This window comes from Dyella sp. NPDC103356 (assembly GCF_055584465.1).
The window spans coordinates 1-24,789 of sequence record NZ_JBVJLZ010000001.1 but is presented as its reverse complement, the minus strand read 5'-3'; the positions used below and the strand labels follow the sequence as shown (position 1 = coordinate 24,789).

Here is a 24,789-nt window from a genome sequence, read left to right as displayed (position 1 = left end):
CTTACAAAAAATAAACGTACGTCGCGCACCATGCTTGGCGCGGTGCCATAATTTTGTGAAATCCGTGCCGCAGAGGCCCGGAAAGCGCCCCATGTCGACGGTTCGCAGCATGGTTGCTGTTCAAACTTCGGATGCTACGGTACGTTGCCACCAAGGGCGGAATAACGCATCCGCCAATTTCGGGAGATGACACGATGAAGTTTTTTGCAAACGGAGCGCGTTCGCTCCGCTACGGTTTTTCGGCACTGTTGATGGCCGCTGCCATGTTGGCCTCCACGGGTGCATTCGCACAGCAGGGGCCTGCCAATTCCCTGCCGGATGCGGACAAGCAGGCGATCAAGAATTACAACCTCAACGACGACGTGTTCAATCGTCTGCTCGCTGCGACCAAGGAAGCAAAGGCCGAGGGCATTCACCCCCAGTCCGCCCCGAATCCGGCGCAGATTCATAACCTGGACGATCTGACCCAGCAGGCGATGAAGGCCGACAGTCGCATCGAGCCGCTGGTCAAGAAATATGGCTTCACGCCGCGCGAATTCATGCTGGCGAATCTGGCCTTGATGAATGCAGCGATTGCCTCGCAGGCCAAGACCGATCCGGAAGCGGCCAAGTATGTCGACCAGAACAAGGTCAACCAGGCCAATGTGGCGTTCTACGAATCGCATCAGGCGCAGCTCAATGCGTTGATGTCGCCGCCGCAGGGTCAGTAACCACTCAGGCGTTACAGCGCGCCATCCCGATCGGCGAATCCGAATCGGGATGGCGCGACTTCATGGGGCTCCAGTAACCTTTCCTACTGGTCATTCCGGCGAAGGCCGGAATCGATTCCTCAACGCAGATGCTCGCCATGCGCTGCTGACAAGCGATAACTGAGGAATGGGTCCCGGCCTCCGCCGGGATGACGTTGAGAACTGAGGTTTTTCGAGGTTCTCTTCAATATTCCACGCCGATCACGACGAATCGCGTACGCCCGCCGGGCAATTCCGCCTCGAACTCGTCGTCGAGCCTTTTCTTCATCACGGCGCGTGCCATCGGCGAATCCACACTGATCCAGCCAAGCTTGGCATCGGTCTCGTCCGGTCCGACGATGCGGTAGCGCAGCGTTTCGCCGCTGACGGCGTTTTCCAGTTCGATCACGGCGCCGAAGAATACCGCTTCGCGATCGGATGGCGCGCCCTCGGCCACCTTGAGTATCGGGATGCGCTTGCTCAGATAGCGCACGCGGCGGTCGATCTCGCCCAGCTGCTTCTTGCGATAGGTGTACTCGGCATTCTCCGAACGATCGCCTTCGGCCGCGGCCGCGGCCAGTGCCTTGACCACCTCGGGGCGCAGCGTATGCCATAGGTGATCGAGCTCGGCCTTGAGCTTCTCGAAACCATCGCGGGTGATGATCGCGGTGGAACTGGGGGAGGGCGGGCGCCAACGGCTCATGGGAAGTACTGCAGTGCTTTCATCAACGGGAATGCATGCTATCGGGACCACGGCGTAAGCGATAGGCGGCCAGCATCAGCCATGTCGCGATCAGCACGATCAGTAGCTTCTGACTGGCACCTCGCGGGAGCTCGCGCCAGAACGCCTGTACCCACATCGACACGAAGCAGATAGCTGCATAGAGGAAGGCCGGTTTGAACCATCGCCGCCAGCGTGCATCACTGCGCAAACGCCATGCCTGCAGGAGCATCGCGACCGTGGTGCACAAGAACGCGGTCTGCGCCACGACGCCATGGACATAGCCTTCGAATGCGGGTGGGTGTCCCGGTACATCGGTATGCATGGCCGCCGTGGCGGTCAGTGCGATACCGCCGACAACGAACAGCAAGGCCGGCGCCGCGCTACGCGCCGGCACGGATAGCGCGACATAGCCACCGACAGCGAGCAGGATCAGCGAGACCGACATCGCGGCATAGCCGGCTTGTACCAGCCAGCCGTATGGGCCGATCAGATAGAAGCTATTGGGCACCCGCACCCAGTCCAGGTCCGGGCGCAGAAACTGCGCGAGCAGGGACGTAAGCACGAACGTGGCGATACCTGTCAACGCGACCGTTCCCAGGCGCGACACCCTGCCTGCATGCATCGTGGTCCCTTTAGCGTTTGCCGCCGAAAATGCTACCCAACACGCCGCGGACGATCTGCTGACCGATCCGCGTGCCGACGGTGCGGCTGGCGGATTTGGCCATCGCTTCGATCATGCCCTGACGGCGACCGTTGCCGAGCAGGGCATCGCGAATTGCGCCGCCCCAGCCGGCATTTTCGTCGGCACCCGCTGGCGCTTTCTTGACGGCGACCTGCGCTTCATCGGCTTTTTCGCTGGCGCGCTTGGCGAGCATTTCTGCCGCCGACTCGCGATTGATCGGCGTGTCGTATTTGCCGCCGACAGGTGAGCGTTGCCGGATGGTGCTGCGCTCGGCCTCGGTAATGGCGCCGATGCGTGCGGTCGGCGAGGTCACCAGTACTTGTTCGACCGGCGTCGGCACACCGCCTTCGCGCAAGGTCGATGCCAGGGCTTCGCCCACGGCAAGCTGGGTGATCGCCTTGGTGACGTCGATCTTCGGATTGGCAACAAAGGTTTCCGCGGCCGCTTTTACCGCTTTTTGATCGCGCGGCGTAAAGGCGCGCAGCGCGTGCTGCACGCGGTTGCCGAGCTGGCCGAGGATGTTGCCGGGCACGTCATCGGGATTCTGCGAGCAGAAATACACGCCCACACCCTTGGAGCGGATCAGCCGCACAACCTGCTCCACGCGCTGCATCAGCGCAGGCGGCGCGTCGTCGAACAGCAGGTGCGCCTCGTCGAAGAAGAACACCATCTTGGGCTGGTCGAGGTCGCCCACTTCCGGGAGCTGCTCAAACAGTTCCGACAGCAGCCACAGCAGGAAGGTGGAATAAAGACGTGGCTTGAGAATCAGTTGATCGGCCGCGAGCACATTGATCACGCCGCGGCCGCTCATGTCCTGGCGCATCAGGTCGGCGAGCTCGAGTGCGGGCTCGCCAAAGAATTGATCGGCGCCATCCTGTTCCAGCTTCAGCACGGAACGCTGGATGGCCGCGATGCTCTGCGTGCTGATCAGGCCGTAGTTGGTGGAAATGTCCTTGGCGTTCTCCGCGGCGAAGCCGAGCAGGGCGCGCAGGTCGGACAGATCGAGCAGGAGCCAGCCCTGATCGTCGGCGACCTTGAAGATCACCTCGAGCACACCTTCCTGGGTGTCGTTCAATTCCAGCACGCGGCCCAACAGCGTGGGGCCCATCTCGCTGATGGTCGCGCGTACGGGGTGGCCAAGCTTGCCGTAGATATCCCAGAAGATCACCGGATTGGCCTGCGGATGCCAGTCGGTGATGCCGAGCTTGTCGAGCCGGGCCTTGAGCTTGTCGCCGGCAGGGCTGGCCGGCATCGACAGGCCGGCCAGATCGCCCTTCGCGTCGGCCAGAAAACAGGGCACGCCAAGTTTGGAAAAGCCCTCGGCCAGCACCATCAGCGACACCGACTTACCGGTTCCGGTAGCGCCTGCAATCATGCCGTGGCGGTTGCCGTAGCGCGCATCCAGATTGACGCTGGCTTGGTCGTTACGGCCGATCAAAATATCAGTCATGGCATTCCATCCTTACGAAGGCCGCACGATTGTAGTCGTACTGACGAATCGCCGCGTGCGCGAGCGACGACGTCTACGGTTCGTTGAGTCCTGACGAAGCGGCGGGTATGGTGAGCGCTTTGATCGCCTGAAGAAGTCTCCGATGCCGGCAGCCACCGCCCCCCGTTTCTTTCGCATGATGCCGCTCGCCGCGGCGATCACCCTGTTGGCGGCCTGCGCCAGCGGCGGTACGCCCAAGCCCGTACAGGCGCCTGAGCTCAACACGCTTTATGCCCACCTCGATCAGGCCAGCAAGGGCTACGAGACTGCCTTGCAGCAGGCGCGCGAGGGCAATACCGAGGCGTCGGAGAAATCGCTGAACGACGCACTCGACCAGATGAAGGACGTCTCGGCGCATTGCGGCAGCACGCCCGGCTGCGATACGCAGCGCGTGTTTTCGGTGTACGACCGCCTGTTGCGTCTGAAGGACGGCAGCTTCTTCGCCGGTGACGACAACGACACTCTTGGCGACCAGGCACCGGAAGGCGGCATCGACGGCAAGACTGGCGCGGCCAGCCTGCCCGAAGCACAGCGCAGCGTGACCTTGCTGCGCGGCCAGAAGCTGTCCGAGTTGATTGCGATCAACGGCCCGGTCAAGGCAGCGATGGAGATGTGGCTGACCCAATGGCGTCCGCAGCTGATGGATGCATACGTCAACTACCAGTTCATGCGCTATCGCATGTGGCCGCAGTATGAGCGGGCCGATCTGCCCGAGGCTTTGCTGTTCGGCATCATGGCCAAGGAATCGGGCGGCAAGGTGCACGCGGTCTCACGCTCGGGCGCGGCCGGCCCGCTGCAGTTCATGTATGCCACAGGCATGCGTTTCGGCCTGGGCAACCAGGACGGTTTCGATACCCGCTTCGATCCGGCCGAGGCGGCGCGCGCGAACGCCCAGTACATGGACGAGCAGCTCAAGCAGTTCAACAACAATCTGGAAATGACCCTGGCGGCCTACAACGGCGGTGAAGGGCGCATGCGACGCATGGTTGGCGACGACCCGTCGGTCAGCTTCTACGATCCCAAGATCTACAACCAGCTGTCACAGGAAACCCGCGAGTACGTGCCGGCTGTGCTGGCTGCCGCCTGGTTGTTCCTGCACCCGGAAAGCTACAACCTGCGTTTCCCGAAGGTGGACGGTGCCGCGGGCAGCATCGTGCTGAAGCGGCCCGCTTCGCTGACCGAACTCACCGTCTGTCTGGGTTCGGCCGGCGGCATGAACGACGGCTGGTTCCGCACCTTGCGCAACTTGAACCCGCGCCTGGATCCCCAGGTGTCGCAGCCGAGCGGCGTGCGTCTGGAGGTGCCCAAAGTGCTGGAGAAGGCGTACACGGCCCGCTGCGCCGACGGCCCCTGGCCGATCCTGGCCAACGACCTGCACACTGCGGTGATTCCGGTGGTTACGCCGGTTGCATCCTCGCCCAGCGTCTCTCGTCCGTCGACCTCGTCCCGGACGCGTAGCTACACGGTGAAGCGGGGCGACACCTTGTCGAGCATCGCGCGCAAGTTCGACTGCGCGGACGTGGAAGACATCGCGCGTGGCAACGACCTGAAGCACCACCATTTGAAGGTGGGGCAGACGCTCAAAGTACCGATGTGTAAGTAACAGGAAAAGGCCGGCGCGGCCGCCGGCCCGGTAGCCTTATCAGGCAACCGCCGTCGACGTCATCCACTCTTCGGTGGCGTCGGTGCGGCTATGAGCCTCTTTGAGCTCACGCAAGACCCGCATCAGTTGACGGTGCTGCGCCTGCAGGTTCGCATGAGGCGAATCCTTGGTCTCGTGGTAAGCCACCGCGAGCCAGAGGGCGACCCCGCGCATGGAGACTTCGGCATTGTCCGAGCGGGCGCGCGAATAACCGATATCGGTACCCTGGCCCCAGGGCAGGTAACGCTCTTCGGGTGCGGTGCCATACAGATGGGGAAAGTCGTTTCGCGATGCCTGTCCGATCTCACGCAACGCCATGGTGCCCAGACGGCCGCGACTGCGGGCCGGGAGCGCACGAATGCTGCGCTCGATATCTCGAAACTGTCGTCCAAGCTGACGCGCGCGACTCATCGCAATGAAGCGGGTAACGATACGCATGAAGTGTCCTCGCAGTGACCTGTGCGTGAGACCCTCGATCCCCTGTGTCCCCCGGGGCCTCCGAGGGCGGAGCTTAACGGGCTTTGCTGCCCCGGTGCGCCAAAAAGGTCACAAAACGACGAAACGCGTCACTTTTCCGTGAAGGGCACGGCAAGAGGACATCAAGAGCTCAGCTGGCCCAGCCGCTGGCCGACGCGCAGGGCTTGCTGTGACGCCCAGGCATCCAGTCGTACGGCCCCTTCCGGAAACAGCACGATCACCGTCGAACCCATATTGAAGCGTGCCATCTCGGCGAAGCGTTCGAGCGTAATGTTCTGACCTTCAAAGGATTTGCGTCGGATATGCGAGGCGTAGGGCGGGATCACCAGGCCGTCCCATACGGTGGCCACGCTGGATACCAGGATCGCGCCGACCATCACCACCACGAACGGGCCATGCTCGCCCTCGAAATGGCAGACCAGGCGTTCGTTGCGGGCGAACAGGCGCGGGATGGCCTCGACCGCGAAGGGGGCCACGCTGAAGATGCGTCCCGGCACATGCACGGTTTCCTTCAGTCGGCCGGCCAACGGCATGTGCACGCGGTGGTAGTCGCGCGGCGACAGGTAGATGGTGGCAAAGCTGCCATTGCGATACGGCGTTGCCGCGTTCTCGTCGCCGAGCAATTCGGCGGCGGTGTATTCCTGCCCTTTGGCCTGGAAGATCCGTCCGTCGACGATGGCGCCGGACTGGCTGATCTTGCCGTCTGCCGGGGAGAGCACGCTGTGGGCCGAATCGTCGGCCTTGCGTGCGTCCGGGCGCAGCTTGCGGGTGAAGAACGCATTGAAGTGCTGGTAGGCCAGAGGGTCGGGCTGCGCCGCTTCGGCCATCTCGACGTTGTAGCTGCTCACGATCTTGGTGATCAGGAAATTCTTCCAGGGCTTGAATGTCCAGCGGGTCGCCCAGTAGACGATGCGTGACAGGAAGCGGTGGGGGAGGATGTATTGCAGGAGTACGTTGAAGGTCATCCGGCCAGTATAAGGAAGTGGGGTGTTGTTGCGCTCGCTCGCACTGCTTTCGAGTTACCTCACCTCCCTACACGCGTCATCCCCACGCAGGCGGCCACGACTTGCCCCATTCCCCATTCTCGTCATCCCCGCGAAGGCGGGGATCCAGTGACTTCGGTGTTGGGTTGTCGCGAGAGCCTGCATCGCTCTGGCTTAGCGTTCGTGCGAGAAAGTCGCCTGCGGCGTGTTTCGCCGACCTGCCGGCCGCCGAGTTACTTTCTTTGCTTGTCCAAAGAAAGATAACCAAAGAAACGACACCCCTAGTCCGCCGTCCCTCCGCGCCTTCGGCGCTCTAGGACCGTGAGGTTTGGCCGGGCTTTAGGACGGGACATCCGTGTCCCGTCCTAAAGGCATCGACGTCCTGTCGATGCCCCCTTCGGGGCCTTATCGTCCAAACCTCACTCGGCTCCCGAGGGGCCCCGAGAGCTGACTGCTCGCTTCGCATCGCTTGCGAAAGGCAGAGAGCAAGGCGGAGTCTTTTCCGTTCCCCGTTCCCCGTTCCCCGTTCCCCGTTCCCCGTTCCCCGTTCCCCGTTCCCCGTTCCCCCACCCGCTATACTTGCCCACCCTCCATCAACTCCAAGCCCCCGTGACCGCCGAACTCGCCTCCATCATCGACTTCATCCGCTATGGCGCGAGCCGTTTCTCCGCGGCCGGGCTGACCTTTGGGCACAGTCACGACAATCCGATCGACGAGGCGACGCATCTGGTGCTGGCCAGTCTGCATCTGCCGCCGGATATTCCGCCGGCGTATGGCGCGGGCAAGCTCACCGCCGAGGAACGCAAGCGTGTGCTCGACCTGATCGAGCGGCGTGTCAGCGAGCGTCTGCCGGTGGCGTATCTGGTGGGGGAAACCTGGTTTGCGGGGTTGAAGTTCAAGAGCGATCGCCGGGCGTTGGTGCCGCGTTCGCCGATCGCCGAGTTGATCGAGTCGGGATTTCAGCCGTGGCTGGATCATCGCCATGTCGAGCGCGCGCTGGATCTGTGCACGGGGTCGGGCTGCATCGGTATCGCGATGGCCGAATACAACCCCGATTGGCAGGTCGATATCGTCGATATCAGCGACGACGCGTTGTCGCTGGCGCGCGAGAACATCGTGTTTCAGCATGTGGAAAAACGCGTCGAGGCGGTCAAGTCGGATCTGTTCGATGGCCTCAAGGGGCGTCGCTACGATCTGATCGTCTCCAATCCGCCTTACGTCACCGAGGACGAGTACGCCGCGCTGCCGGGCGAGTACAGCCATGAGCCGAAGCTCGGCTTGACCTCGGGCGAGGACGGCCTGGACATCTGCGTGCGCATGCTCGATCAGGCAGCGGACTACCTCAGCGACGACGGCTTGCTGATCGTCGAAGTGGGCGAGAGCGAGCACGCTCTGGCGGCACTGCTGCCCGAGGTGCCGTTCGTGTGGATCGAGTTCAAGGTCGGCGCGATGGGTGTGTTTGCGCTGGAGCGTCGTGACCTGATCGAGCACGCCGACGCGATCCGCGCGGCCGCGCAAGCCAGGGGCGTCTGAGGGATGCAGTTCGATACTTCTCGACTGCGCATCGACGCGCTGCGCGCCGACGATGCCGAGGCTTTTTTTGCCTATCGTGCCGATCCGGCGGTGATGCGCTATCAAGGCTGGTATCCGGCGACATTGGATGCGGCACGGACGTTTATCGATACGCAGGCGCAGTTGACGCCGGGTACGCCGGGCTGGACGCAGCGGGCGATACGCCTGCGGGACGGCACGCTGATCGGCGATCTGGGCGTCCATCTGCCGGAAGATCCGGATGCTACGGCGGAGTTCGGCATCAGCCTGGCACCCGCCCGGCAGGGCCAGGGCTTTGCCATCGAAGCCATGCGGGCGCTGTTCGACTGGCTGTTTGGCGAGCGGGACATGCGGCGCATCGTCGCTTCGGTCGATCCGCGCAATGAAGGCAGCATGGCCTTGCTGGGCCGGCTCGGGATGCGTCAGGAAGCGCATTTCCGCGAGGCTTACCTGCTGCGTGGCGAGTGGGTCGACGATGTGGTTTTTGCGATGCTGGCCCGTGAATGGGCGGCGGCGAGTGGCGATTCGCGCTAAGCTCGGACAGGTTTTTCTTTGGCCGTCCAGCTCTCGTGTCCAGCAACTCTTTCGGCAAGCTCTTTACTGTTACTACCTTCGGCGAAAGTCACGGCCCGGCGATCGGCTGTGTGATCGACGGTTGCCCGCCTGGTCTGGCGCTCGCCCCCGAGATGTTTCGCGGCGATCTCGATCGCCGCGCCACGGGGCGTAGCCGGCATACCTCGCAGCGGCGCGAGGCCGACGATATCGAAATCCTTTCCGGGGTCTACGAGGGCCGCACCACCGGTACGCCGATCGGCCTGCTGATCCGCAATACCGACCAGCGCAGCAAGGACTATGGCGACATCGCCCAGACCTTCCGCCCCGGCCACGCCGATTACACCTACTGGCACAAGTACGGCATCCGCGACCCGCGCGGCGGTGGGCGTTCGTCCGCGCGCGAAACCACCATGCGCGTGGCGGCGGGCGTAGTGGCCAAGGCCTGGTTGGCCGAGCGGGGCATCGTGGTGCGTGGCTACCTGGCGCAGTTGGGCGAGATCGTGCCGGCTGCGTTCGACTGGGCCGCGGTCGAGGACAACCCGTTCTTCTGGCCTGATGCGCAACAGGTGCCGACGCTCGAAAAATACATGGACGCCCTGCGCAAGTCGGGTGATTCGGTCGGTGCACGCGTCAACGTGGTGGCCGAAGGCGTGCCGCCGGGTTGGGGCGAGCCGATCTACGGCAAGCTCGATGGCGATCTCGCCTCCGCCCTGATGTCGATCAATGCGGTCAAGGGCGTCGAAATCGGCGACGGCTTTGCCGCGGTCACCCAGCACGGCAGCGAGCACCGCGATGAAATGACCCCCGACGGTTTCGCTTCCAACCATGCCGGCGGGATTCTCGGCGGTATCAGCACGGGGCAGGCCGTGACCGCGTCGATGGTGCTCAAGCCGACCTCGAGCATCCTGGTGCCGGGTCGCAGCGTGAACCTGGCTGGCGAGCCTGTTGAAGTCGTGACCAAGGGGCGCCACGATCCTTGCGTGGGCATTCGCGCCACGCCGATCGCCGAGGCGATGATGGCGCTGGTGCTGATCGATCACGCCTTGCGCCATCGGGCACAGTGCGGCGACGTGGGCGATATGTCGCCCCGCTTGAGCTGAGCAACACCTCATACAAAAGAAAGCCGGAACGATGAGTACAAAACGCAAGGTCTGGGTGTCGCGCCCGCTGTTTCCCGATGTGTTGGCGCACTTGGCCGAATATGTTGACCTCGAAGCGGAAACCGTCGAAGGCACACGCACCCCGGCACAGCTGAAAGCAAAACTCGCCGATGTCGATGGGGCCATATTGGGCCTGTCCGAGCGCGTCGATGCTGGCGTGCTCGAAGGCAATACGCGCCTGAAGGTGATCGCCAACCTCGGCGTGGGCTTCAATAATTTCGATGTCGAGGCGATGACCGCGGCCGGTGTGCTCGCCAGCAACACGCCCGATGTGCTGAACGAAAGCGTGGCCGACTACGCCTGGGCGTTGATGCTGGCGGCGGCGCGCCGGGTCAGTGCGAGCGAGCGTTGGCTGCGGGCGGGGCATTGGCCCGGCAGCGCCACGCGCTTCGACGACTGGCTGGGCGTCGACGTGCACGGCAAGACGCTGGGTATCCTGGGCATGGGCCGGATCGGGCAGGCGATCGCGCGGCGCGCGTCCGGCTTCGATATGCGCGTGCTCTACCACAACCGCTCTCACCTGCCCGAACAGACCGAGCGCGAATGCCGCGCCAGCTGGGTCGAGAAGGCCCAGCTACTGCGTGAGTCGGATCACCTGATCCTGGTGCTGCCGTTCACCCCGGCCAACCGGCACGCCATCGGTGCGCCCGAGCTGGCCCAGATGAAGCCCTCGGCGGTGCTGGTCAATATCGCGCGTGGCGGTATCGTCGACGACGCGGAGCTTGCCGTGGCCTTGCGCGAGAAGCGGCTGGCTGCCGCGGGCCTGGACGTCTTCGAGGGCGAGCCCTCGGTGCATCCGGGGCTGCTGGATTTGGACAATGTCGTGCTGAGCCCGCATATTGCCAGCGCCAGCGAAGATACGCGCCACGCCATGGCCCGGCTGGCAGCGGACAATGTGCTGGCCGCCCTGGGTCTGGGCGAGTCGGCCGGGCATCCGCCGACCGCGCTTAATCCAGAGGTCATGGCGAACTGGTCAGATTAACGACCCGGAATAGTTGCAAAGCGTGACGACATTCACGCGCAGGCGTGTTGTCGGTTGTTTTACCCGCTATCCCAGCTAGATTTCCGCAGTTGCGGACGTCGGCGTCGTGATGGCGGCCTCCGAACCCCTATCGATAACGGAACATGAGCAAGAAGAGCAGCTACAAGGTGGCGATGGTCGGCGCGACAGGCGCCGTGGGCGAGACGTTGCTGGCGATTCTCGCCGAGCGCGACTTTCCGATCAGCGAACTGGTGCCGTTGGCGAGCGAGCGCTCGGCCGGCGAACGAATCACCTTTGGCGGCAAATCGATCGTGGTGAAAAACCTGGCCGATTACGATTTCGACGGCGTCGATATCGCCTTCTTCTCGGCCGGCGGCTCGGTCAGCCGCGAGCATGCGCCACGCGCCGCCGCGGCCGGCGCGGTGGTGATCGACAACACCTCCGAGTTCCGCTATCAGGACGATATCCCGCTGGTGGTCAGCGAGGTGAACCCGCATGCGATCGCGCAGTACACCACGCGCGGCATCATCGCCAACCCCAATTGCTCGACCATGCAGATGCTGGTCGCGCTGGCGCCGATCCATCGCAGCGTCGGCATCGAGCGCATCAATGTGGCGACCTACCAGTCCGTGTCCGGCGCGGGCCGTTCAGGCATGGAAGAACTCGGCAAGCAGACCGCTGCCTTGCTGGCCTTCCAGGAGGTGGAGACGAGCAAGTTTCCCAAGCAGATCGCCTTCAACGTGATCCCGCAGATCGACGACTTCCAGGACAACGGCTACACCAAGGAAGAAATGAAGATGGTGTGGGAGACGCGCAAGATCCTCGAAGACGAGTCGATCCAGGTGAACCCGACGGCGGTGCGCGTGCCGGTGTTCTATGGACATGCCGAGGCCGTGCATATCGAGACGCGCGACAAGATCACCGCCGAGCAGGCGCGTGCGCTGCTGGAGCAGGCCGAAGGCGTGGTCGTGCAGGACGAGCGCAAGCCCGGCGGCTATCCGACACCGGTCGGCGACGCGGCCGGGCAGGACCCGGTTTTCGTCGGGCGCATCCGCGAGGACATTTCGCATGAGCATGGCCTCAACCTGTGGGTCGTTGCCGACAATGTCCGCAAAGGCGCGGCGCTCAATGCCGTGCAGGTCGCCGAAATTCTGATCCAGGACTACCTGTAATGATCGTTCGCCGTGCCATCGCCCTCTCTATCGGCTGCCTGATCGCCGCTGCGGCGATGGCCGGCGACAACCCGCCGGCCCAGGCGGGCAAGCAAAAAGCCAAGCTCGACCGCCAGCTCGACCAGCAAAGCGCCCAGGTCCAGCAGCTGCAGCAGGACGTGGCCCAGCAAGAGGCCAAAAGCCGTGCCGCGGCCCAGCGCGGACAGCAGCAGGACCAGGCGATCGAGGACCTGCAGCGGCAGTTGAAAGAGGTCCAGGCGACCAAGGGGCAGGGGCACTAAAGTCCCCCGGCAGTGAGAACCGACCGCAGCAATGCGTTGTAAACATTGGCCACAGCTATTGTTGATTGGCTTATATCTAACTAAAGTGGCGCCACATTCGTCATGCCACCGTCTTGGGTGGTTGGCTATAAAAAAGGTCACGGGGCCGTTCGGGGGAACCAAACGATGAATCGTTCGTTGAAGCTGTCGATGTTGCTGGCGCTGGCACTTGGCAGCAGCCAGGCGGCAGCGCTGGAACTGGGACAGATCCAGATCAAGTCTGCACTTGGCCAGCCCCTGGTGGCGGACATTCCGATCAAGCCGGACCATGCCGGTGAGCTCGATCACCTGACCGCCCAATTGGCCTCCGCCGAGGACTTTTCTCGTGCTGGCGTGGTAGCGCCGCAGGTGCTGCTGCAATTTGCCGTCGTGGACGGTAGCGGTGGTCAGAAGCTGATCCGCGTGACCAGCAGCGCGCCGGTCAATGACCCCTACCTGGACATTCTGGTCGAGCTCAATACGGGCAGCAGCAAGAGCGTGCGTGAGTTCGCCGTGCTGCTGGACCCGCCGGCCGGCGCCGTCACCCAGGCTCCGGCGGCCAGTGCGCCCAGCTCTCGCCATGCCGCCGCGCCCACGCGCAGCACGCGTGCCGCGGCTGCCCCGGCCGCAGCTCCCGCACCTGCACCCGCCCAGCCCAAGCATGCAGCCGCCAGCGCCGCCAGTACGGCCGCCGAGGGCGGCAAGGTCACGGTCGAGCGTGGCCAGACCTTGTCCGGTATCGCCAAGCAGTCGCTGACGGGCGGTGTCGATATCAACCAGTTGCTGATGGCCTACAAGCAGGCCAACCCGGATGCGTTCTATCGCGACAATATCAACGCGCTCAAGACCGGCGCGGTGTTGCGCGTGCCGACCAAGGACGAAGCCAATGCCGTAGCCGCTGCCGCTGCCCTGGCCGAGGTTCAGCGCCAGAACAGCGATTGGCGCTCCGGTGCTGCCCGCAACCCGACCAGCGTGGCCGATGCCGGCACGCGCGCAAATGCGACGACCTCGCCGACCAAGAGCGCGAGCGGCGATCGCCTGGCCCTGGTCCCGGCCAAGGACGGAGGTCAGGGTGGCAAGACCAGCAAGGCCGACGTCAGTGCATTGCATCAGGATTTGCAGCGTAGCCAGGAACAGCTCACTTCCCTCGCACAGCAGGGCAACGAGCTCAAGTCGCGCCTGAAAGACCTCGAAGACATCAACAGCAAGAACGAGCGTCTGCTCGCACTGAAGGACAACCAGATCGCCGAGCTGCAGCAAAAGCTCGCCGATGCGCGCAAGGCGGCCGGCATGCCCGCGGCCGCGCCGGTCAAGGCGCCGGTCGAGGAAAACAAGACCATCGTGACGGCCGCTTCGCAGCAGCCTGCCAAGCCGGCCACGACGCCCGCGGCCATCACGCCGCCGGCACCGGCCGCCGCCGCCACGACGCACACGGCGGCCGTGACGCCGGCAGTGAACACGCCGGCCCATGCAGCCACCACGCAACCGGTGGCCAGTCAGCCGGCCGCGCCGGTCAAGCCGGCCGTCAAGCCGACGCCGAAGCCGGTAACGCCGCCTCCGGTCGAAGAAGAGCCTTGGTTCATGCAGACCTGGGCGTGGGCAGCAGGCGCGGGCCTGGTCGTGCTGCTCGCCTTGCTCGCGCTGTTGCGCCGTCGCAAGGCTGCGCCTGCGGTCGCTGCCGTCGGCGGCGGTTCGTCGCTGGCCGATCGCTTCGGCGCGGCGCCGCCGTTTGGCGAAGAAGATATCGATCAGGAAGAGCTGCTCGACCAGTTGGCCGAGCACCCGGACGACATCGGCCTGCACCTGGAGCTGGTGAGCCTGTACTACAGCCGCCGCGACGTGGAGCATTTCGAGGCCGCCGCCGAAGCGATGCACGCGCACATCACCGACTCGCAGCAGCCGGAGTGGCAGGACGTCGTGCACATGGGCGAAGACCTGGTGCCGAACCATCCGCTGTTCGCCAACGGCCACGCCGGCCAGGTGCTGGGCGATGACGAGCGCGCCGCGCTGCACCACTTCGATCTGGACAAGTACGCCTCGGGCAACACGCCGGCCGCACCGGTGATGCCGCCGCCGATTCCGAGCCAGAAGGTGAGCGAGTACCACTTCGACTTCAACCTGACGCCGCACCCGATCGCGCCGCCTGTTGCGCACGAACCGCGTGATATTCCACAGCACGAAACGGCACCGTTGGTCGATACGGCGCAGTCGCATTCGAGCTGGGAATTTGCCGAGGACGATGCCTTGCAGGCGGAGCCGGCGAGCACCGGCCATCATGCGCACGATAACGACGAGCTTTCGCACGACAGTTATCCGTCGCACGAGATCGGCAGCTTCAGCGACGATCCGATCGACACCAAGCTCGATCTGGCGCGTGCCTACCTCGACATGGGCGATCCCGATGGCGCCCGTGCGATGCTCGAAGAAGTGCTGCACGAAGGTACGCAGATGCAGAAGGATACGGCGCAGCGGTTGCTTGACGACCTGCATTGATCTGATGCGTTGAACGCAAAAGGCCGGCTTTAAGCCGGCCTTTTGCTTTTCTGTGAAAGCGACTTCAGGCAAACTCGAATAGCCTCAGTTTTTCCTATCGTCATCCCGGCGAAGGCCGGGATCCAGTGGCTTCGGTTGTCGGTTTTCGCATACGTATTCAGGGCTTTTCGCGAAAACCCCATGATGACGCCACTGGATTCCGGCCTACGCCGGAATGACGGGTAGGAGGTTATTCGAGGCTCCCTTCAGTCGTGACAGGGAGTGCCTCGGTCAATGCTACTCACGGACGCTGCGACGTGCGCAGGCCTTCGGTGTACGCCGGCCTGTTAATCTAGGCACCCTCAAGTTCTCAAGCGTAGTTCCCATGCGTATCGCCCTGGGCGTCGAATACGACGGCACCGACTTCTCCGGCTGGCAGCGCCTGAGCCATGGCGCGACCGTGCAAGGGGCGCTGGAGCGGGCGCTGAGCTTCGTTGCCGCGCATCCGGTCGAAGTCACTTGCGCCGGTCGTACCGACGCAGGCGTGCACGGCCGTTGCCAGGTAGTGCATTTCGACACCGAGGTGACGCGCGACCCGCGCGGCTGGGTGCTTGGCGCGTGTTCGAACCTGCCGTCCACCGTCGCTGTGCTGTGGGCGCAGGTCGTGCCGGACGATTTTCATGCACGCTTTTCCGCACGCAGCCGTCGCTATCGTTATCGCATCCTCAATCGCCCGGTGCGTGCCGCACTCGATGCGCGCTATGTCACCTGGGAGCGGCACCCGCTCGATGCGCAACGGATGCATCAGGCAGCGCAGGCGTTGATTGGCGAGCACGACTTCACGGCTTTTCGCGCAGTGTCCTGCCAGGCTGCACATGCGCGCCGCGAATTGATCTCGGTCGGCCTGCATAGGGACGGCGAGCAGGTGATCATGGATATCGAGGCCAACGCGTTCCTGCATCACATGGTGCGCAATATCGTCGGTTCGTTGTTACCGATCGGACGTGGCGAGCAGCCGGTCGAATGGATGGCCGAGCTGCTGGCCGGGCGCGATCGCGAAGTGGCCGGTCCCACGGCGCCATCGTCGGGATTGACCTTTTTAGGCCCGCGCTACGAAGCGCATTGGGCATTGCCCAAGGAGGTAAGTCAGTCATGAGGACTCGAATCAAATGCTGTGGCATGACCCGGCCTGAAGACGCGTTGCTCGCGGCCAGGCTTGGAGCCGATGCGATAGGTGTGGTCTTTACCGCGCGCAGCAAGCGCCGGGTCACGCTCGGGCAGGCGCAGGCGATTCGCGAAGTGCTGCCCCCGTTCGTGCACGTGGTGGCGCTATTCATGGACGACAACGCCGCGGACGTCGACGCAGTCAACGACAGCCTGCGACCGGACTACCTGCAGTTCCACGGCAGCGAAACGGAAGCCTGGTGTGCCCAGTTCGGACGACCCTATCTCAAGGCGATCGCCATGGGCGGCGCCACTGGCGTACCCGAAAGCCTCGGTGACTATCCGCGCGCGGCAGCCTTGCTGCTCGACGGGCATGGCCTGGGCGAGGCCGGCGGCAGCGGCAAGACCTTCGACTGGTCGTCGATGCCGCGCAATCTCACACAGCCCCTGATACTCGCCGGCGGCCTGACGCCGGGCAATGTCGCCGAAGCCGTGCGTATTGCGCGACCGTGGGCGGTGGATGTGTCCAGCGGCGTCGAATCGGCGCCCGGGATCAAGGACGCGCATAAGCTTGAAAGCTTTATCCAGGCCGTACGCAACGCGGATGGCTGAGCCATCGCGGGCACGCTAGCATGCGTGCTCGTGCCGCTGCGTAGCCCAGGTAGCCCATGCCCTCAGCGATGGAAGAGTTCCGCTTCACCGGCCAGGACGATGCGCTGGACCGTATCGTCGCGCGCGAACGTCCGCTGGTCATTCGTGGCCTGGTGAAGGATTGGCCGATTGTCGCGGCGGCTGCGCAGTCGGACGTCGCCTTTGCCAGGATGCTGGCCGGTTTCGACAACGGCACGCCGGTCGATGCCCTGGTCATGCCGGCCAGTGAAGAGGGCGCCATCGGTTACAGCGCCGACGGTGCCGGCTTCAATTTCGAGCACCATCGCGCTTCCGTATCGCAGGGCTTGAACAAGCTGCTGACATTGGACGACCACGATGCGCCCGGTGTGGCGATGCAGAGCGCCCCCATTGCCGGCTGCCTGCCGGGGTTTCTCGATCAGCACGCCGTGCCTTTCCTGGGTGAGCAGATCAAGCCTCGCATCTGGATCGGCAATCGCGTGACCACGCCGGCGCATTTCGACGAGTATCACAACATCGCCTGCGTCGTATGCGGCGTACGGCGTTTCACGCTGTTCGCGCCGGAGCAGATCGGCAATCTCTATATCGGCCCGCTCGACTACGCGCCCACCGGTGCGGCCATCAGCATGGCGCGACTGGATCGTCCCGACGATCCGCGTTATCCGCGACTCAAGCTGGCGCTTCAGAACGCTGTCGTCGCCGATCTCGAGCCGGGTGACGCGATCTATATCCCGCCGATATGGTGGCACCACGTGGCGTCGCTGAAAAAGCTCAACGCGCTGGTCAATTACTGGTGGAAGCGCGAGAGTGGCAACGGGCTGGTTCCGCAGACGCGTCTGGGCGGCCTGCTGCACGCGATCCTGTTGTACAAGTCGCTGCCACCGAGCGAGCGCGAAGCATGGCGCGTGCTGTTCGATCACTATGTCTTCGGCGACGAAGATCCTGCCGGGCATATCCCGCAAGCGCGCCGTGGCGCGCTGGGTGACCTGGATGCCGATCAGTCGGCCAAGTTGCTCGAAACCATTCGCCGTTATTTGTGAGTTTCCAGCTCGCGCCGCAACCAGGCGACAAGCGCCGCGCTGCGCGCATCGCTCGCGCGTTGCGGTAACGCCAGGATCCAACGGGCGGATGTTTGCGCGAATCCCCACGGAGCAACGAGGCGGCCGGCGGCAAGATCGTCGGCGACCAGCGGCTCGGGCGCGATCGCCACGCCCAGTCCGGCAATCGCCGCTTCAAGCAGGTAGTAAAGGTGCTCGAAGCCCGCGCCAAAATGCAGCCGCTCTACCGCCAGTCCGGCATTGCCTGCCCATTCGGGCCAGGCCTGCGGCCGCGAAGCGGTATGCAGCAAGGGTTCGTTCTGCAGACATGCGGCAGGCTGATCTTTCAGCGCGGCATAGCCGGCATAGCGCGGACTCAGTACCGGGCCGATACGCTCGGGCGCCAGCTCATGGATGCGCCAGCCGGGCGGGAACGGTGCGCCGGCAAGCATCAATGCAGCATCGAGGCCGGCAAGCGTCGGCGAAAACGGCTCTTCCTGGGCGGACAGGTGCAGCGTGAAGCCGGGCAGGTCGCGGCCCAGGCGATCCAGTCGTGGGATCACCCAGCGCGCCAGCAGGCTGCTGGGGCAACCGAGTACAAAGGGCCGTGCATCGTCCTGCCGCAGTGCCGCCCAGTCCTCGCGCAGCTGCCCGAATACGGCGACGGCACTGTCGCGCAATTGCTGACCCGCCGCGGTCAAGGCGATCCCGCGGCCCTGGCGCACCAGCAAGGGCCTGCCGAGCGCTTCTTCCAGTGCGTGCAACTGCCGGCTGACCGCGCCGTGGGTCACGTGCAGTTCCTGTGCGGCCCGGCTTACGCTCTCCAGCCGGGCCGTCGCCTCGAAGGCACGCAGCGCGTTCAGCGGGGGCAGGTTGCGATCGGTCATTGGTGAGTTTTTCTGACAGATTGCGGAGATCTTATCGCTTTTCATCGAGCTGGGATAAGCATCTAATATGCAGATCGATGTAGTTAACGACAGTTTTTTGCACAGGAAAGGCCGATGCCCAAGATCGAAGATTTCCATCACTGGCCCGACGAACACGGCCGTTTCGGCGATTTTGGCGGGCAGTACGTCGCCGAGACGCTGATGGCGCCGCTGGCCGAGTTGACCGAGGCCTATCTGCGCTTGCGCGACGACCCGGAATTCATTGCCGAGCTCGACCGCGACCTGAAGCACTACGTTGGCCGACCCAGCCCGATCTATCACGCCGAGCGTTTGTCCAGTCACGTCGGCGGCGCGCGCATCCTGCTCAAGCGCGAAGACCTCAATCATACCGGCGCGCACAAGATCAACAACACCGTCGGCCAGGCCCTGGTCGCCAAGCGCATGGGCAAGCCGCGCATCATCGCCGAGACCGGCGCGGGGCAGCATGGTGTGGCCAGCGCGACGGTGGCGGCGCGGCTGGGTTTGAAATGCGTGGTCTACATGGGCGCCGTGGATATCGAGCGACAGAAGATCAACGTCTATCGCATGAAGCTGCTGGGCGCCGAAGTGGTGCCAGTGACTTCAGGCTCTAAGACGCTCAAGGATGCACTGAACGAAGCCATGCGCGACTGGGTGACGAATGTTGCCGATACCTTCTACATCATCGGCACGGTGGCGGGGCCGCATCCGTATCCGCTGATGGTGCGTGATTTCAACGCCATCGTCGGGCGTGAAGCGCGTGCGCAGATGCTCGAACAATACGGGCGCTTGCCTGACGTACTCACTGCCTGCGTCGGCGGCGGCTCGAATGCGATCGGTCTGTTCCACGCGTTCTTGAACGATAAGGACGTGCGTATCGTCGGTGCCGAAGCGGCGGGCGAGGGCATTGCCAGCGGTCATCACGCGGCATCGCTGGCCGCGGGCCGTCCCGGTGTGCTGCACGGCAATCGCACCTATGTGCTGTGCGACGACGACGGTCAGATCATCGAGACGCATTCGGTGTCCGCCGGCCTGGATTATCCGGGCGTCGGGCCCGAGCACGCTTTTCTGAAAGATGCCGGTCGTGCGGAGTATGTCGGCGTCACCGACGACGAAGCCTTGGAGGCCTTCCATCTGCTGGCGCGCACCGAAGGTATCCTGGCTGCACTCGAATCCAGTCATGCCGTAGCGCAGGCGATCAAGCTGGCGCGCGGCATGAGCAAGGACCAGATCGTGCTGTGCAATTTGTCCGGCCGTGGCGACAAGGACGTGCACACGATTGCTGCGCGTGAAGGAGTTGAGGTATGAGCCGTATCGACCGCCGCTTTGCCGCGCTCAAGCAAGCCGGCCGCACCGGGCTGATTCCCTTCGTCACGGCGGGCGATCCGTCGCCCGAGCACGCCGTCGCGTTGATGCATGCGCTGGTCGAAGCCGGTGCCGACGTGATCGAGCTGGGCGTACCGTTTTCCGACCCGATGGCCGATGGCCCGGTGATCCAGCATGCCAGCGAGCGGGCCATCGCCAAGGGCGTAGGGCTGGCGCAGGTGCTTGGCTGGGTCAGCGAATTCCGCCAGCGCGATGCCGATACGCCGATCGTGTTGATGGGGTATCTGAACCCGGTCGAGATTCACGGCTACGGGCGTTTTGCCGCCGAAGCCACGGCCGCCGGTGTCGACGGCGTGCTGCTGGTGGATTGCCCGCTGGAAGAGTCCGCTGTGCTCCAGCCCTTGCGCGACGCCGGCTTGCAGCAGATCCTGCTGGCCGCACCGACCACCGCACCCGCGCGTATGGCGCAGCTATGCGGGGCCGCGGAGGGTTTCCTGTATTATGTCTCGTTTGCCGGCATCACCGGCGCGGGCCATTTGAGCACCCGCGATATCGCTGCCCGCGTGGCCGATATCCGGAGCCGCGCCAAGACGCCGGTGGCGGTAGGCTTTGGCGTGCGCGATGCGCAAAGCGCCAAGGAGATCGCTAGCTTTGCCGATGCGGTGGTGATCGGCAGTGCGTTGGTCGACCGGCTCTCAGGGGCGGCGACGGCTCACGAGGTCGCCACGCGAGCGCGGGAGTTCCTGCACCCGATCCGCACGGCGCTGGATGCACACTGAAACGACTTCCGGGTCGTTTCGGCCCGGGAACGTTTGAGGTGTTGCGATGAACTGGCTGCAAAAAATCATGACTCCGCGCGAGCGCGCGCAGAACTCCGCCGCTGGCAAGGGCAAGGTGCCCGAAGGCGTGTGGGAGAAATGCGGCGGTTGTGGTGCGGTGCTGTATCGGCCGGAGCTGGAACGTAACCTGATGGTCTGCCCCAAGTGCGGGCATCACCATGCCATCGAGGCGCGTGCGCGCCTTAATGCCTTTCTCGATGAAGGCAGTGCGCAGGAGTTGTGGGCCAGCATGGAGCCCACCGATCCGCTGAAATTCCGCGACTCGAAAAAATACCGCGACCGTATTGTCGCCGCGCAGAAGTCCACCGGCGAGAAAGACGCGCTGCTTGCGATGAGCGGCAAGCTCAAGGGCCGGCCGCTGATGGCGGTGGCGTTCGAGTTCAACTACATGGGCGGTTCGATGGGCTCGGTCGTGGGCGAGAAATTCACTCGTGCCGCCGAACGTGCGCTTGCCGATCGCAGTGCGTTGGTGTGCTTCTCCGCCACCGGCGGTGCACGCATGCAGGAAGCGTTGTTCTCGCTGATGCAGATGGCCAAGACCTCTGCGGCGCTCGCGCGCATGCGCGATGCCGGTGTGCCCTATATCAGCGTGCTGACGCATCCGACCACCGGTGGCGTTTCGGCCAGCCTGGGCATGTTGGGCGATCTCAACGTGGCCGAACCGAAGGCGCTGATCGGCTTTGCCGGCCCGCGTGTGATCGAGCAGACCGTCCGCGAAACGCTGCCCGAAGGCTTTCAGCGTTCGGAGTTCCTGGTCGAGCACGGTGCCATCGACATGATCGTTGATCGTCGCGAAATGCGTGACAAGCTGGCCGATGTGCTGGGCTTGTTGATGAAGGCGCCGCGCGCTGCCTGATCGACCACATCATCGTGGTGGTATCGACGCCTTCGCCGTTCGCGGCGAGGGCGTTTTCATAGGCGCAGTTGTCCACAGGTGCTGTGGATGTCGTGGGCGTAAGCCTGTGGACAAACGCAATTCGTGGCTTTGCCAACAACGACTTGCTACACGCTGATCACTGCGTGAGCACCACAGGTCATTTGTAGGAGCGCCTTCAGTCGCGACCGACACCTCGCATGTCGTGACTGAGTGGAATCCCAAATGACCTCGATTTTTCCTATCGTCATCCCGGCCTTCGCCGGGATGACGAGTAGGTGGGTTTTTCGAGACTCCCCGAAGTCGTTGCAAGTTGTCCACAGCATGTGTGGATGATGCTTGGGTAAGCCTGTGGACAAGCACGATTCATGGCTTTACCAACAACGACTTGCTACACGCTGATCACTGCGTGAGCACATCGCGCTACGCGCAGCAGCGATTTGTCCACAGCGTTTGTGGATGTCACACGGGTAAACCTGTGGAAAAGTGGTCTATCTCGTTGACGTCGCTCGCAACACCGACGCGCTGCGCAAACTTTGCACAGCGCGCGAATTACATCAGCGAGGAGACATACAACGACAAGCTGCCCAGGCCGCTGCCGATCGCGATGGCGGCCAGCACGTCGCTCGGATAATGCAGGCCGAGAATCACGCGCGATGCGGCGACCAGCACCGTAAAGCTCAGCAGCAACGGCGCAAGCACCGGATACCAGGCGAGCGCGACGACGGTGAACGCGACGGCTTGCAGCGTGTGGCCGGAGGGAAAGCTGAACTCATCGAGCGGCGGCACGTGGGCAATGACGCCCGGGCAATTGCGGAAGGGGCGCGGGCGCCGGGTCCAGCGTTTCAGCAAGCGATACAGCATCAACGCGGTCAGCCCGGTCGCGGCCATCTGCAAGGCGGCGAGTCGGCCATGACGGCCGTCGACCAGGGCGAGCAGCAACATCAGCGAATACCAGAACACCCCATCGCCCAGGCGGCTGATGATGCCGAAGAACACGCCGACGGCCCGGCGGGCACCCCAGTGATTCGCGGCGACGCAAAGCCGCCGGTCGATGGCGAACCGCGGTAGTGCGTCAGACGGCGGCAGCGGCGTGGTGCTCATGAGCGTTCTCCTCACCGAGTCGGCGCAGCAATGTTTCGAATTCGCGGATGACTGCTTCCGGAGAAAGATTGATCACGCTTTCGCGTGCGGTCTTGCCAAGCATGTGCAACTGTTGCGACTGAGCGGCCAGCGTGGCTGCTGCTTCGATAAAGGCGGTTTCGTCGCCGCTGGCGATGCAGTGACCGTTGACACCGCTGAACAGGTGCTCGCGGGCGGCACCCTCTTCATAGGCCACCACCGGCAGGCCGGCGGAAAGCGCTTCGAGAATCACGTTGCCGAAGGTTTCGCTGAGCGAGGGGAAGACGAACATGTCAGCGCTGGCGTAATGCCGCGCCAGGGCTTCGCCGCGCAGCATGCCGGCAAAAATAAAGTCGGGATGATTGCGCTGCAGGGCTTCGCGCGCCGGACCGTCGCCGACCCACACGTAGCGCGCTTGCGGCACACGCTGCTGGATCGCGCGGAAGCTGCGCACGGCGAGATCCAGGTTCTTTTCAGCGGCGATACGTCCGACGTACAGCACCACTGGTGTTGTTTCGTCGACCTCCCAGCTGGCCCGCAGGGAAGCATCGCGATACTCAGGATTGAACATCTGCGTGTCGACCGCGCGGCGCAGCAAGCGCGCGGTCGATACGCCCAGCGCAGTCAGCTCGTTGGCGAGTGCGTCGGTCGGCACGAGGGTGGCCGATGCGCGATTGTGGAAGTTGCGCAGGTAGTTGCGCACCATCGGCGTGAGGAAGCCGACGCCGTAGTGATCGGCATAGGTGTCGAAGCGGGTATGAAAGCCGGTGGCGACGGGAATGCCCATGCTCTTGGCGGCGCGTACGGCCGACCAGCCAAGCGGGCCTTCGGTGGCCACATAGATCGCGTCCGGACGCTGTCGACTCCAGCGCTGGCGAAGATGTCGGCCGGCTGGTAGCCCAAAACGCAGGCCCGGGTAGCGTGGCAGGGCCGCGCCGCGGACTTCCAGCGTATCGATGCCGGGTTCGTCGTCGAAAGACGTCGACTGGCGGGGACGAATCAGGTCGACGCTGTGTCCGTGCGCGGCAAGGCCGGCAGCGAGACTATGCACGGTCAGTGCAACGCCGTTGATTTCGGGTGGATAAGTCTCGCTGACAATGCCGATGCGCATAGTGAGTTTCGGTCGCTGGCCCGGCGTAGATTCGTCGCAGGGCATTGCGCAGGCATGGCGTCCCGGTTACATAGCGGTGACGGCTGTCACGGCAGTTACAAATAAGCGGGCGTATAGGCCGGTTTTGCCATGGCAGGGTCATTACACTCCATAGCGTCTCCCCCCAACATCATCTGGAGTCCCTCGATGAAACGCATCCTGCTTGCCCTGGCGCTGACCACGCTTACCGCGACGACCTTTGCCGCTGATGCTCCTGGCCTTCCGGTCACCAAAGCGCCGGCCGGTGCAGAGGTCTATATTGTCTCGCCCAAGGACGGTGCCACCGTCGGCCAGTCGGTGACCGTCGTCTTTGGCCTCAAGGGCATGGGCGTGGCACCCGCGGGCGTCAAGAAGGAAGGGACCGGCCATCACCACCTGCTGGTCGACGTGAAGGAGCTGCCGACCGCCGGCCAGCCGATTCCCAAAGACGACACGCACCTGCACTTCGGCAACGGCCAGACCGAAACCACGATCAAGCTGGCGCCCGGCACGCATACGCTGCAGCTGGAGCTGGCCGACGAGAACCATATCCCGTTTGACCCGGCGATCGTTTCGAAGAAGATCACGGTGCATGTGAAGTAACGTTGCGGTCTTCTGTGGGAGAGGTCTTGGCGAGCACCCGGCCCCCTCACCCCAACCCTCTCCCCCGGCGAAGCCAGGGGAGAGGGGGCTGATTGAGGACGCCTCTGCGTTTCTTCACTTGCGAAACCTGCTCCCTCTCCCCTGGCTTCGTGTATGGACCGGAGACATAGGTAACAGGTGTTCGGGGACATGGGTTACACCTCGCCGAGGTCGAAGCGAGGTGTCCCATGCCCTGGAACGCGAG

24 protein-coding genes are annotated in these 24,789 nt (G+C 63.9%); 16 read left to right on the top strand and 8 right to left on the bottom strand.

Going from position 1 to position 24,789, the window contains the following annotated elements:
• Window positions 1–194: 194 nt before the first annotated feature.
• The gene (locus ACZ6WW_RS00120; protein WP_465272464.1) at window positions 195–710 is read left to right on the top strand and encodes a hypothetical protein; all 516 of its coding nucleotides are present in this window, start codon (window positions 195–197) and stop codon (window positions 708–710) included.
• Between the two features lie 223 nt (window positions 711–933).
• Here the strand turns inward: ACZ6WW_RS00120 and greB are convergent, their stop codons facing one another.
• The 3 genes from greB to ACZ6WW_RS00105 are packed head-to-tail and all read right to left on the bottom strand — an operon-like array spanning window position 934 to window position 3,584.
• The gene (gene greB / locus ACZ6WW_RS00115) at window positions 934–1,431 is read right to left on the bottom strand and encodes a transcription elongation factor GreB (protein ID WP_465272463.1); all 498 of its coding nucleotides are present in this window, start codon (window positions 1,429–1,431) and stop codon (window positions 934–936) included.
• Between the two features lie 22 nt (window positions 1,432–1,453).
• Window positions 1,454–2,074, bottom strand: a complete 621-nt coding sequence (locus ACZ6WW_RS00110; RefSeq protein WP_465272462.1) for a DUF998 domain-containing protein — start codon at window positions 2,072–2,074, stop codon at window positions 1,454–1,456.
• 10 nt (window positions 2,075–2,084) lie between these two features.
• Complete coding sequence (locus tag ACZ6WW_RS00105) at window positions 2,085–3,584, bottom strand: helicase HerA-like domain-containing protein (RefSeq protein WP_465272461.1); 1,500 nt, start codon at window positions 3,582–3,584, stop codon at window positions 2,085–2,087.
• A gap of 142 nt (window positions 3,585–3,726) precedes the next feature.
• Here ACZ6WW_RS00105 and ACZ6WW_RS00100 point away from each other — a divergent pair, with 142 nt between their 5' ends.
• Complete coding sequence (locus ACZ6WW_RS00100) at window positions 3,727–5,226, top strand: transglycosylase SLT domain-containing protein (RefSeq protein WP_465272460.1); 1,500 nt, start codon at window positions 3,727–3,729, stop codon at window positions 5,224–5,226.
• Between the two features lie 39 nt (window positions 5,227–5,265).
• Here ACZ6WW_RS00100 and ACZ6WW_RS00095 read toward each other — a convergent pair whose 3' ends face one another.
• Window positions 5,266–5,703, bottom strand: coding sequence for a hypothetical protein (locus ACZ6WW_RS00095; RefSeq protein WP_281852668.1), 438 nt, complete (start codon window positions 5,701–5,703; stop codon window positions 5,266–5,268).
• A gap of 161 nt (window positions 5,704–5,864) precedes the next feature.
• Window positions 5,865–6,707 carry an archaetidylserine decarboxylase gene (asd, locus tag ACZ6WW_RS00090; RefSeq protein WP_465272459.1) on the bottom strand — a complete coding sequence of 281 codons (843 nt, stop codon included), beginning with the start codon at window positions 6,705–6,707 and terminating at the stop codon, window positions 5,865–5,867.
• Between the two features lie 627 nt (window positions 6,708–7,334).
• On the opposite strand from asd, the gene prmB reads away from it, so the two are divergent.
• The 10 genes from prmB (at window position 7,335) to ACZ6WW_RS00040 (ending at window position 17,750) form a co-directional block, all read left to right on the top strand.
• Window positions 7,335–8,258, top strand: a complete 924-nt coding sequence (gene prmB, locus ACZ6WW_RS00085) for a 50S ribosomal protein L3 N(5)-glutamine methyltransferase (RefSeq protein ID WP_465272458.1) — start codon at window positions 7,335–7,337, stop codon at window positions 8,256–8,258.
• A gap of 3 nt (window positions 8,259–8,261) precedes the next feature.
• Window positions 8,262–8,810: a GNAT family N-acetyltransferase gene (locus ACZ6WW_RS00080; RefSeq protein ID WP_465272457.1), complete on the top strand. Its 549-nt coding sequence runs from the start codon at window positions 8,262–8,264 to the stop codon at window positions 8,808–8,810.
• A 35-nt stretch (window positions 8,811–8,845) separates the two neighbouring features.
• On the top strand, window positions 8,846–9,931 hold the full coding sequence (gene aroC, locus ACZ6WW_RS00075) for a chorismate synthase (protein WP_465272456.1): 1,086 nt from the start codon (window positions 8,846–8,848) through the stop codon (window positions 9,929–9,931).
• 31 nt (window positions 9,932–9,962) lie between these two features.
• Window positions 9,963–10,973 (top strand): 2-hydroxyacid dehydrogenase, encoded by a 1,011-nt coding sequence (locus ACZ6WW_RS00070; RefSeq protein ID WP_465272455.1) that lies wholly within the window; start codon window positions 9,963–9,965, stop codon window positions 10,971–10,973.
• A gap of 143 nt (window positions 10,974–11,116) precedes the next feature.
• Window positions 11,117–12,145 (top strand): aspartate-semialdehyde dehydrogenase, encoded by a 1,029-nt coding sequence (locus tag ACZ6WW_RS00065; protein ID WP_281852675.1) that lies wholly within the window; start codon window positions 11,117–11,119, stop codon window positions 12,143–12,145.
• The gene (locus tag ACZ6WW_RS00060) at window positions 12,145–12,426 is read left to right on the top strand and encodes a hypothetical protein (RefSeq protein WP_465272454.1); all 282 of its coding nucleotides are present in this window, start codon (window positions 12,145–12,147) and stop codon (window positions 12,424–12,426) included. The genes ACZ6WW_RS00065 and ACZ6WW_RS00060 overlap by 1 nt, the downstream gene beginning before the upstream one ends.
• A 165-nt stretch (window positions 12,427–12,591) precedes the next feature.
• The gene (locus ACZ6WW_RS00055; RefSeq protein ID WP_465272453.1) at window positions 12,592–14,937 is read left to right on the top strand and encodes a motility hub landmark protein FimV; all 2,346 of its coding nucleotides are present in this window, start codon (window positions 12,592–12,594) and stop codon (window positions 14,935–14,937) included.
• A gap of 364 nt (window positions 14,938–15,301) precedes the next feature.
• Window positions 15,302–16,072, top strand: coding sequence for a tRNA pseudouridine(38-40) synthase TruA (gene truA / locus ACZ6WW_RS00050; RefSeq protein ID WP_465272452.1), 771 nt, complete (start codon window positions 15,302–15,304; stop codon window positions 16,070–16,072).
• On the top strand, window positions 16,069–16,692 hold the full coding sequence (locus ACZ6WW_RS00045; RefSeq protein ID WP_465272451.1) for a phosphoribosylanthranilate isomerase: 624 nt from the start codon (window positions 16,069–16,071) through the stop codon (window positions 16,690–16,692). Before truA ends, ACZ6WW_RS00045 begins: the two co-directional genes overlap by 4 nt.
• 56 nt (window positions 16,693–16,748) lie before the next feature.
• Window positions 16,749–17,750, top strand: a complete 1,002-nt coding sequence (locus ACZ6WW_RS00040; protein ID WP_465272450.1) for a cupin-like domain-containing protein — start codon at window positions 16,749–16,751, stop codon at window positions 17,748–17,750.
• Here ACZ6WW_RS00040 and ACZ6WW_RS00035 read toward each other — a convergent pair.
• Window positions 17,741–18,634: a LysR family transcriptional regulator gene (locus ACZ6WW_RS00035; RefSeq protein WP_465272449.1), complete on the bottom strand. Its 894-nt coding sequence runs from the start codon at window positions 18,632–18,634 to the stop codon at window positions 17,741–17,743. The genes ACZ6WW_RS00040 and ACZ6WW_RS00035 overlap by 10 nt on opposite strands.
• A gap of 114 nt (window positions 18,635–18,748) precedes the next feature.
• Here ACZ6WW_RS00035 and trpB point away from each other — a divergent pair, with 114 nt between their 5' ends.
• Genes trpB through accD form a run of 3 tightly spaced genes read left to right on the top strand, consistent with a single transcriptional unit; the run spans window position 18,749 to window position 21,673 of the window.
• A complete protein-coding gene (gene trpB / locus ACZ6WW_RS00030) occupies window positions 18,749–19,960 on the top strand; it encodes a tryptophan synthase subunit beta (protein WP_281852682.1) in 1,212 nt (403 codons plus the stop codon).
• Window positions 19,957–20,757 (top strand): tryptophan synthase subunit alpha, encoded by an 801-nt coding sequence (trpA, locus tag ACZ6WW_RS00025; protein ID WP_465272448.1) that lies wholly within the window; start codon window positions 19,957–19,959, stop codon window positions 20,755–20,757. Before trpB ends, trpA begins: the two co-directional genes overlap by 4 nt.
• A 46-nt stretch (window positions 20,758–20,803) precedes the next feature.
• The gene (gene accD / locus ACZ6WW_RS00020; RefSeq protein ID WP_281852684.1) at window positions 20,804–21,673 is read left to right on the top strand and encodes an acetyl-CoA carboxylase, carboxyltransferase subunit beta; all 870 of its coding nucleotides are present in this window, start codon (window positions 20,804–20,806) and stop codon (window positions 21,671–21,673) included.
• A 570-nt stretch (window positions 21,674–22,243) separates the two neighbouring features.
• Here the strand turns inward: accD and ACZ6WW_RS00015 are convergent.
• Both ACZ6WW_RS00015 and ACZ6WW_RS00010 read right to left on the bottom strand, forming a co-directional pair.
• Window positions 22,244–22,795: a phosphatase PAP2 family protein gene (locus ACZ6WW_RS00015; RefSeq protein WP_281852685.1), complete on the bottom strand. Its 552-nt coding sequence runs from the start codon at window positions 22,793–22,795 to the stop codon at window positions 22,244–22,246.
• Window positions 22,767–23,924, bottom strand: coding sequence for a glycosyltransferase family 4 protein (locus tag ACZ6WW_RS00010; RefSeq protein WP_465272447.1), 1,158 nt, complete (start codon window positions 23,922–23,924; stop codon window positions 22,767–22,769). Before ACZ6WW_RS00010 ends, ACZ6WW_RS00015 begins: the two co-directional genes overlap by 29 nt.
• A 186-nt stretch (window positions 23,925–24,110) precedes the next feature.
• Between ACZ6WW_RS00010 and ACZ6WW_RS00005 the strand changes: the two genes are divergently transcribed.
• Window positions 24,111–24,545 carry a DUF4399 domain-containing protein gene (locus ACZ6WW_RS00005; protein ID WP_465272446.1) on the top strand — a complete coding sequence of 145 codons (435 nt, stop codon included), beginning with the start codon at window positions 24,111–24,113 and terminating at the stop codon, window positions 24,543–24,545.
• Window positions 24,546–24,789: the final 244 nt, after the last annotated feature.

Excerpts from the sequence above, each read along its gene's own strand:
- ACZ6WW_RS00080 (WP_465272457.1), top strand. The coding sequence starts at position 8,262 with ATGCAGTTCGATACTTCTCGACTGCGCATCGACGCGCTGCGCGCCGAC.
- ACZ6WW_RS00045 (WP_465272451.1), top strand. The coding sequence starts at position 16,069 with ATGAGGACTCGAATCAAATGCTGTGGCATGACCCGGCCTGAAGACGCG.
- ACZ6WW_RS00035 (WP_465272449.1), bottom strand. The coding sequence starts at position 18,634 with ATGACCGATCGCAACCTGCCCCCGCTGAACGCGCTGCGTGCCTTCGAG.
- ACZ6WW_RS00055 (WP_465272453.1), top strand. The coding sequence starts at position 12,592 with ATGAATCGTTCGTTGAAGCTGTCGATGTTGCTGGCGCTGGCACTTGGC.
- ACZ6WW_RS00120 (WP_465272464.1), top strand. The coding sequence starts at position 195 with ATGAAGTTTTTTGCAAACGGAGCGCGTTCGCTCCGCTACGGTTTTTCG.
- ACZ6WW_RS00105 (WP_465272461.1), bottom strand. The coding sequence starts at position 3,584 with ATGACTGATATTTTGATCGGCCGTAACGACCAAGCCAGCGTCAATCTG.
- trpB (WP_281852682.1), top strand. The coding sequence starts at position 18,749 with ATGCCCAAGATCGAAGATTTCCATCACTGGCCCGACGAACACGGCCGT.
- ACZ6WW_RS00040 (WP_465272450.1), top strand. The coding sequence starts at position 16,749 with ATGCCCTCAGCGATGGAAGAGTTCCGCTTCACCGGCCAGGACGATGCG.
- ACZ6WW_RS00065 (WP_281852675.1), top strand. The coding sequence starts at position 11,117 with ATGAGCAAGAAGAGCAGCTACAAGGTGGCGATGGTCGGCGCGACAGGC.
- truA (WP_465272452.1), top strand. The coding sequence starts at position 15,302 with ATGCGTATCGCCCTGGGCGTCGAATACGACGGCACCGACTTCTCCGGC.
- ACZ6WW_RS00110 (WP_465272462.1), bottom strand. The coding sequence starts at position 2,074 with ATGCATGCAGGCAGGGTGTCGCGCCTGGGAACGGTCGCGTTGACAGGT.
- ACZ6WW_RS00095 (WP_281852668.1), bottom strand. The coding sequence starts at position 5,703 with ATGCGTATCGTTACCCGCTTCATTGCGATGAGTCGCGCGCGTCAGCTT.
- ACZ6WW_RS00060 (WP_465272454.1), top strand. The coding sequence starts at position 12,145 with ATGATCGTTCGCCGTGCCATCGCCCTCTCTATCGGCTGCCTGATCGCC.
- asd (WP_465272459.1), bottom strand. The coding sequence starts at position 6,707 with ATGACCTTCAACGTACTCCTGCAATACATCCTCCCCCACCGCTTCCTG.
- trpA (WP_465272448.1), top strand. The coding sequence starts at position 19,957 with ATGAGCCGTATCGACCGCCGCTTTGCCGCGCTCAAGCAAGCCGGCCGC.
- accD (WP_281852684.1), top strand. The coding sequence starts at position 20,804 with ATGAACTGGCTGCAAAAAATCATGACTCCGCGCGAGCGCGCGCAGAAC.
- ACZ6WW_RS00100 (WP_465272460.1), top strand. The coding sequence starts at position 3,727 with ATGCCGGCAGCCACCGCCCCCCGTTTCTTTCGCATGATGCCGCTCGCC.
- ACZ6WW_RS00010 (WP_465272447.1), bottom strand. The coding sequence starts at position 23,924 with ATGCGCATCGGCATTGTCAGCGAGACTTATCCACCCGAAATCAACGGC.
- ACZ6WW_RS00070 (WP_465272455.1), top strand. The coding sequence starts at position 9,963 with ATGAGTACAAAACGCAAGGTCTGGGTGTCGCGCCCGCTGTTTCCCGAT.
- greB (WP_465272463.1), bottom strand. The coding sequence starts at position 1,431 with ATGAGCCGTTGGCGCCCGCCCTCCCCCAGTTCCACCGCGATCATCACC.
- ACZ6WW_RS00005 (WP_465272446.1), top strand. The coding sequence starts at position 24,111 with ATGAAACGCATCCTGCTTGCCCTGGCGCTGACCACGCTTACCGCGACG.
- ACZ6WW_RS00015 (WP_281852685.1), bottom strand. The coding sequence starts at position 22,795 with ATGAGCACCACGCCGCTGCCGCCGTCTGACGCACTACCGCGGTTCGCC.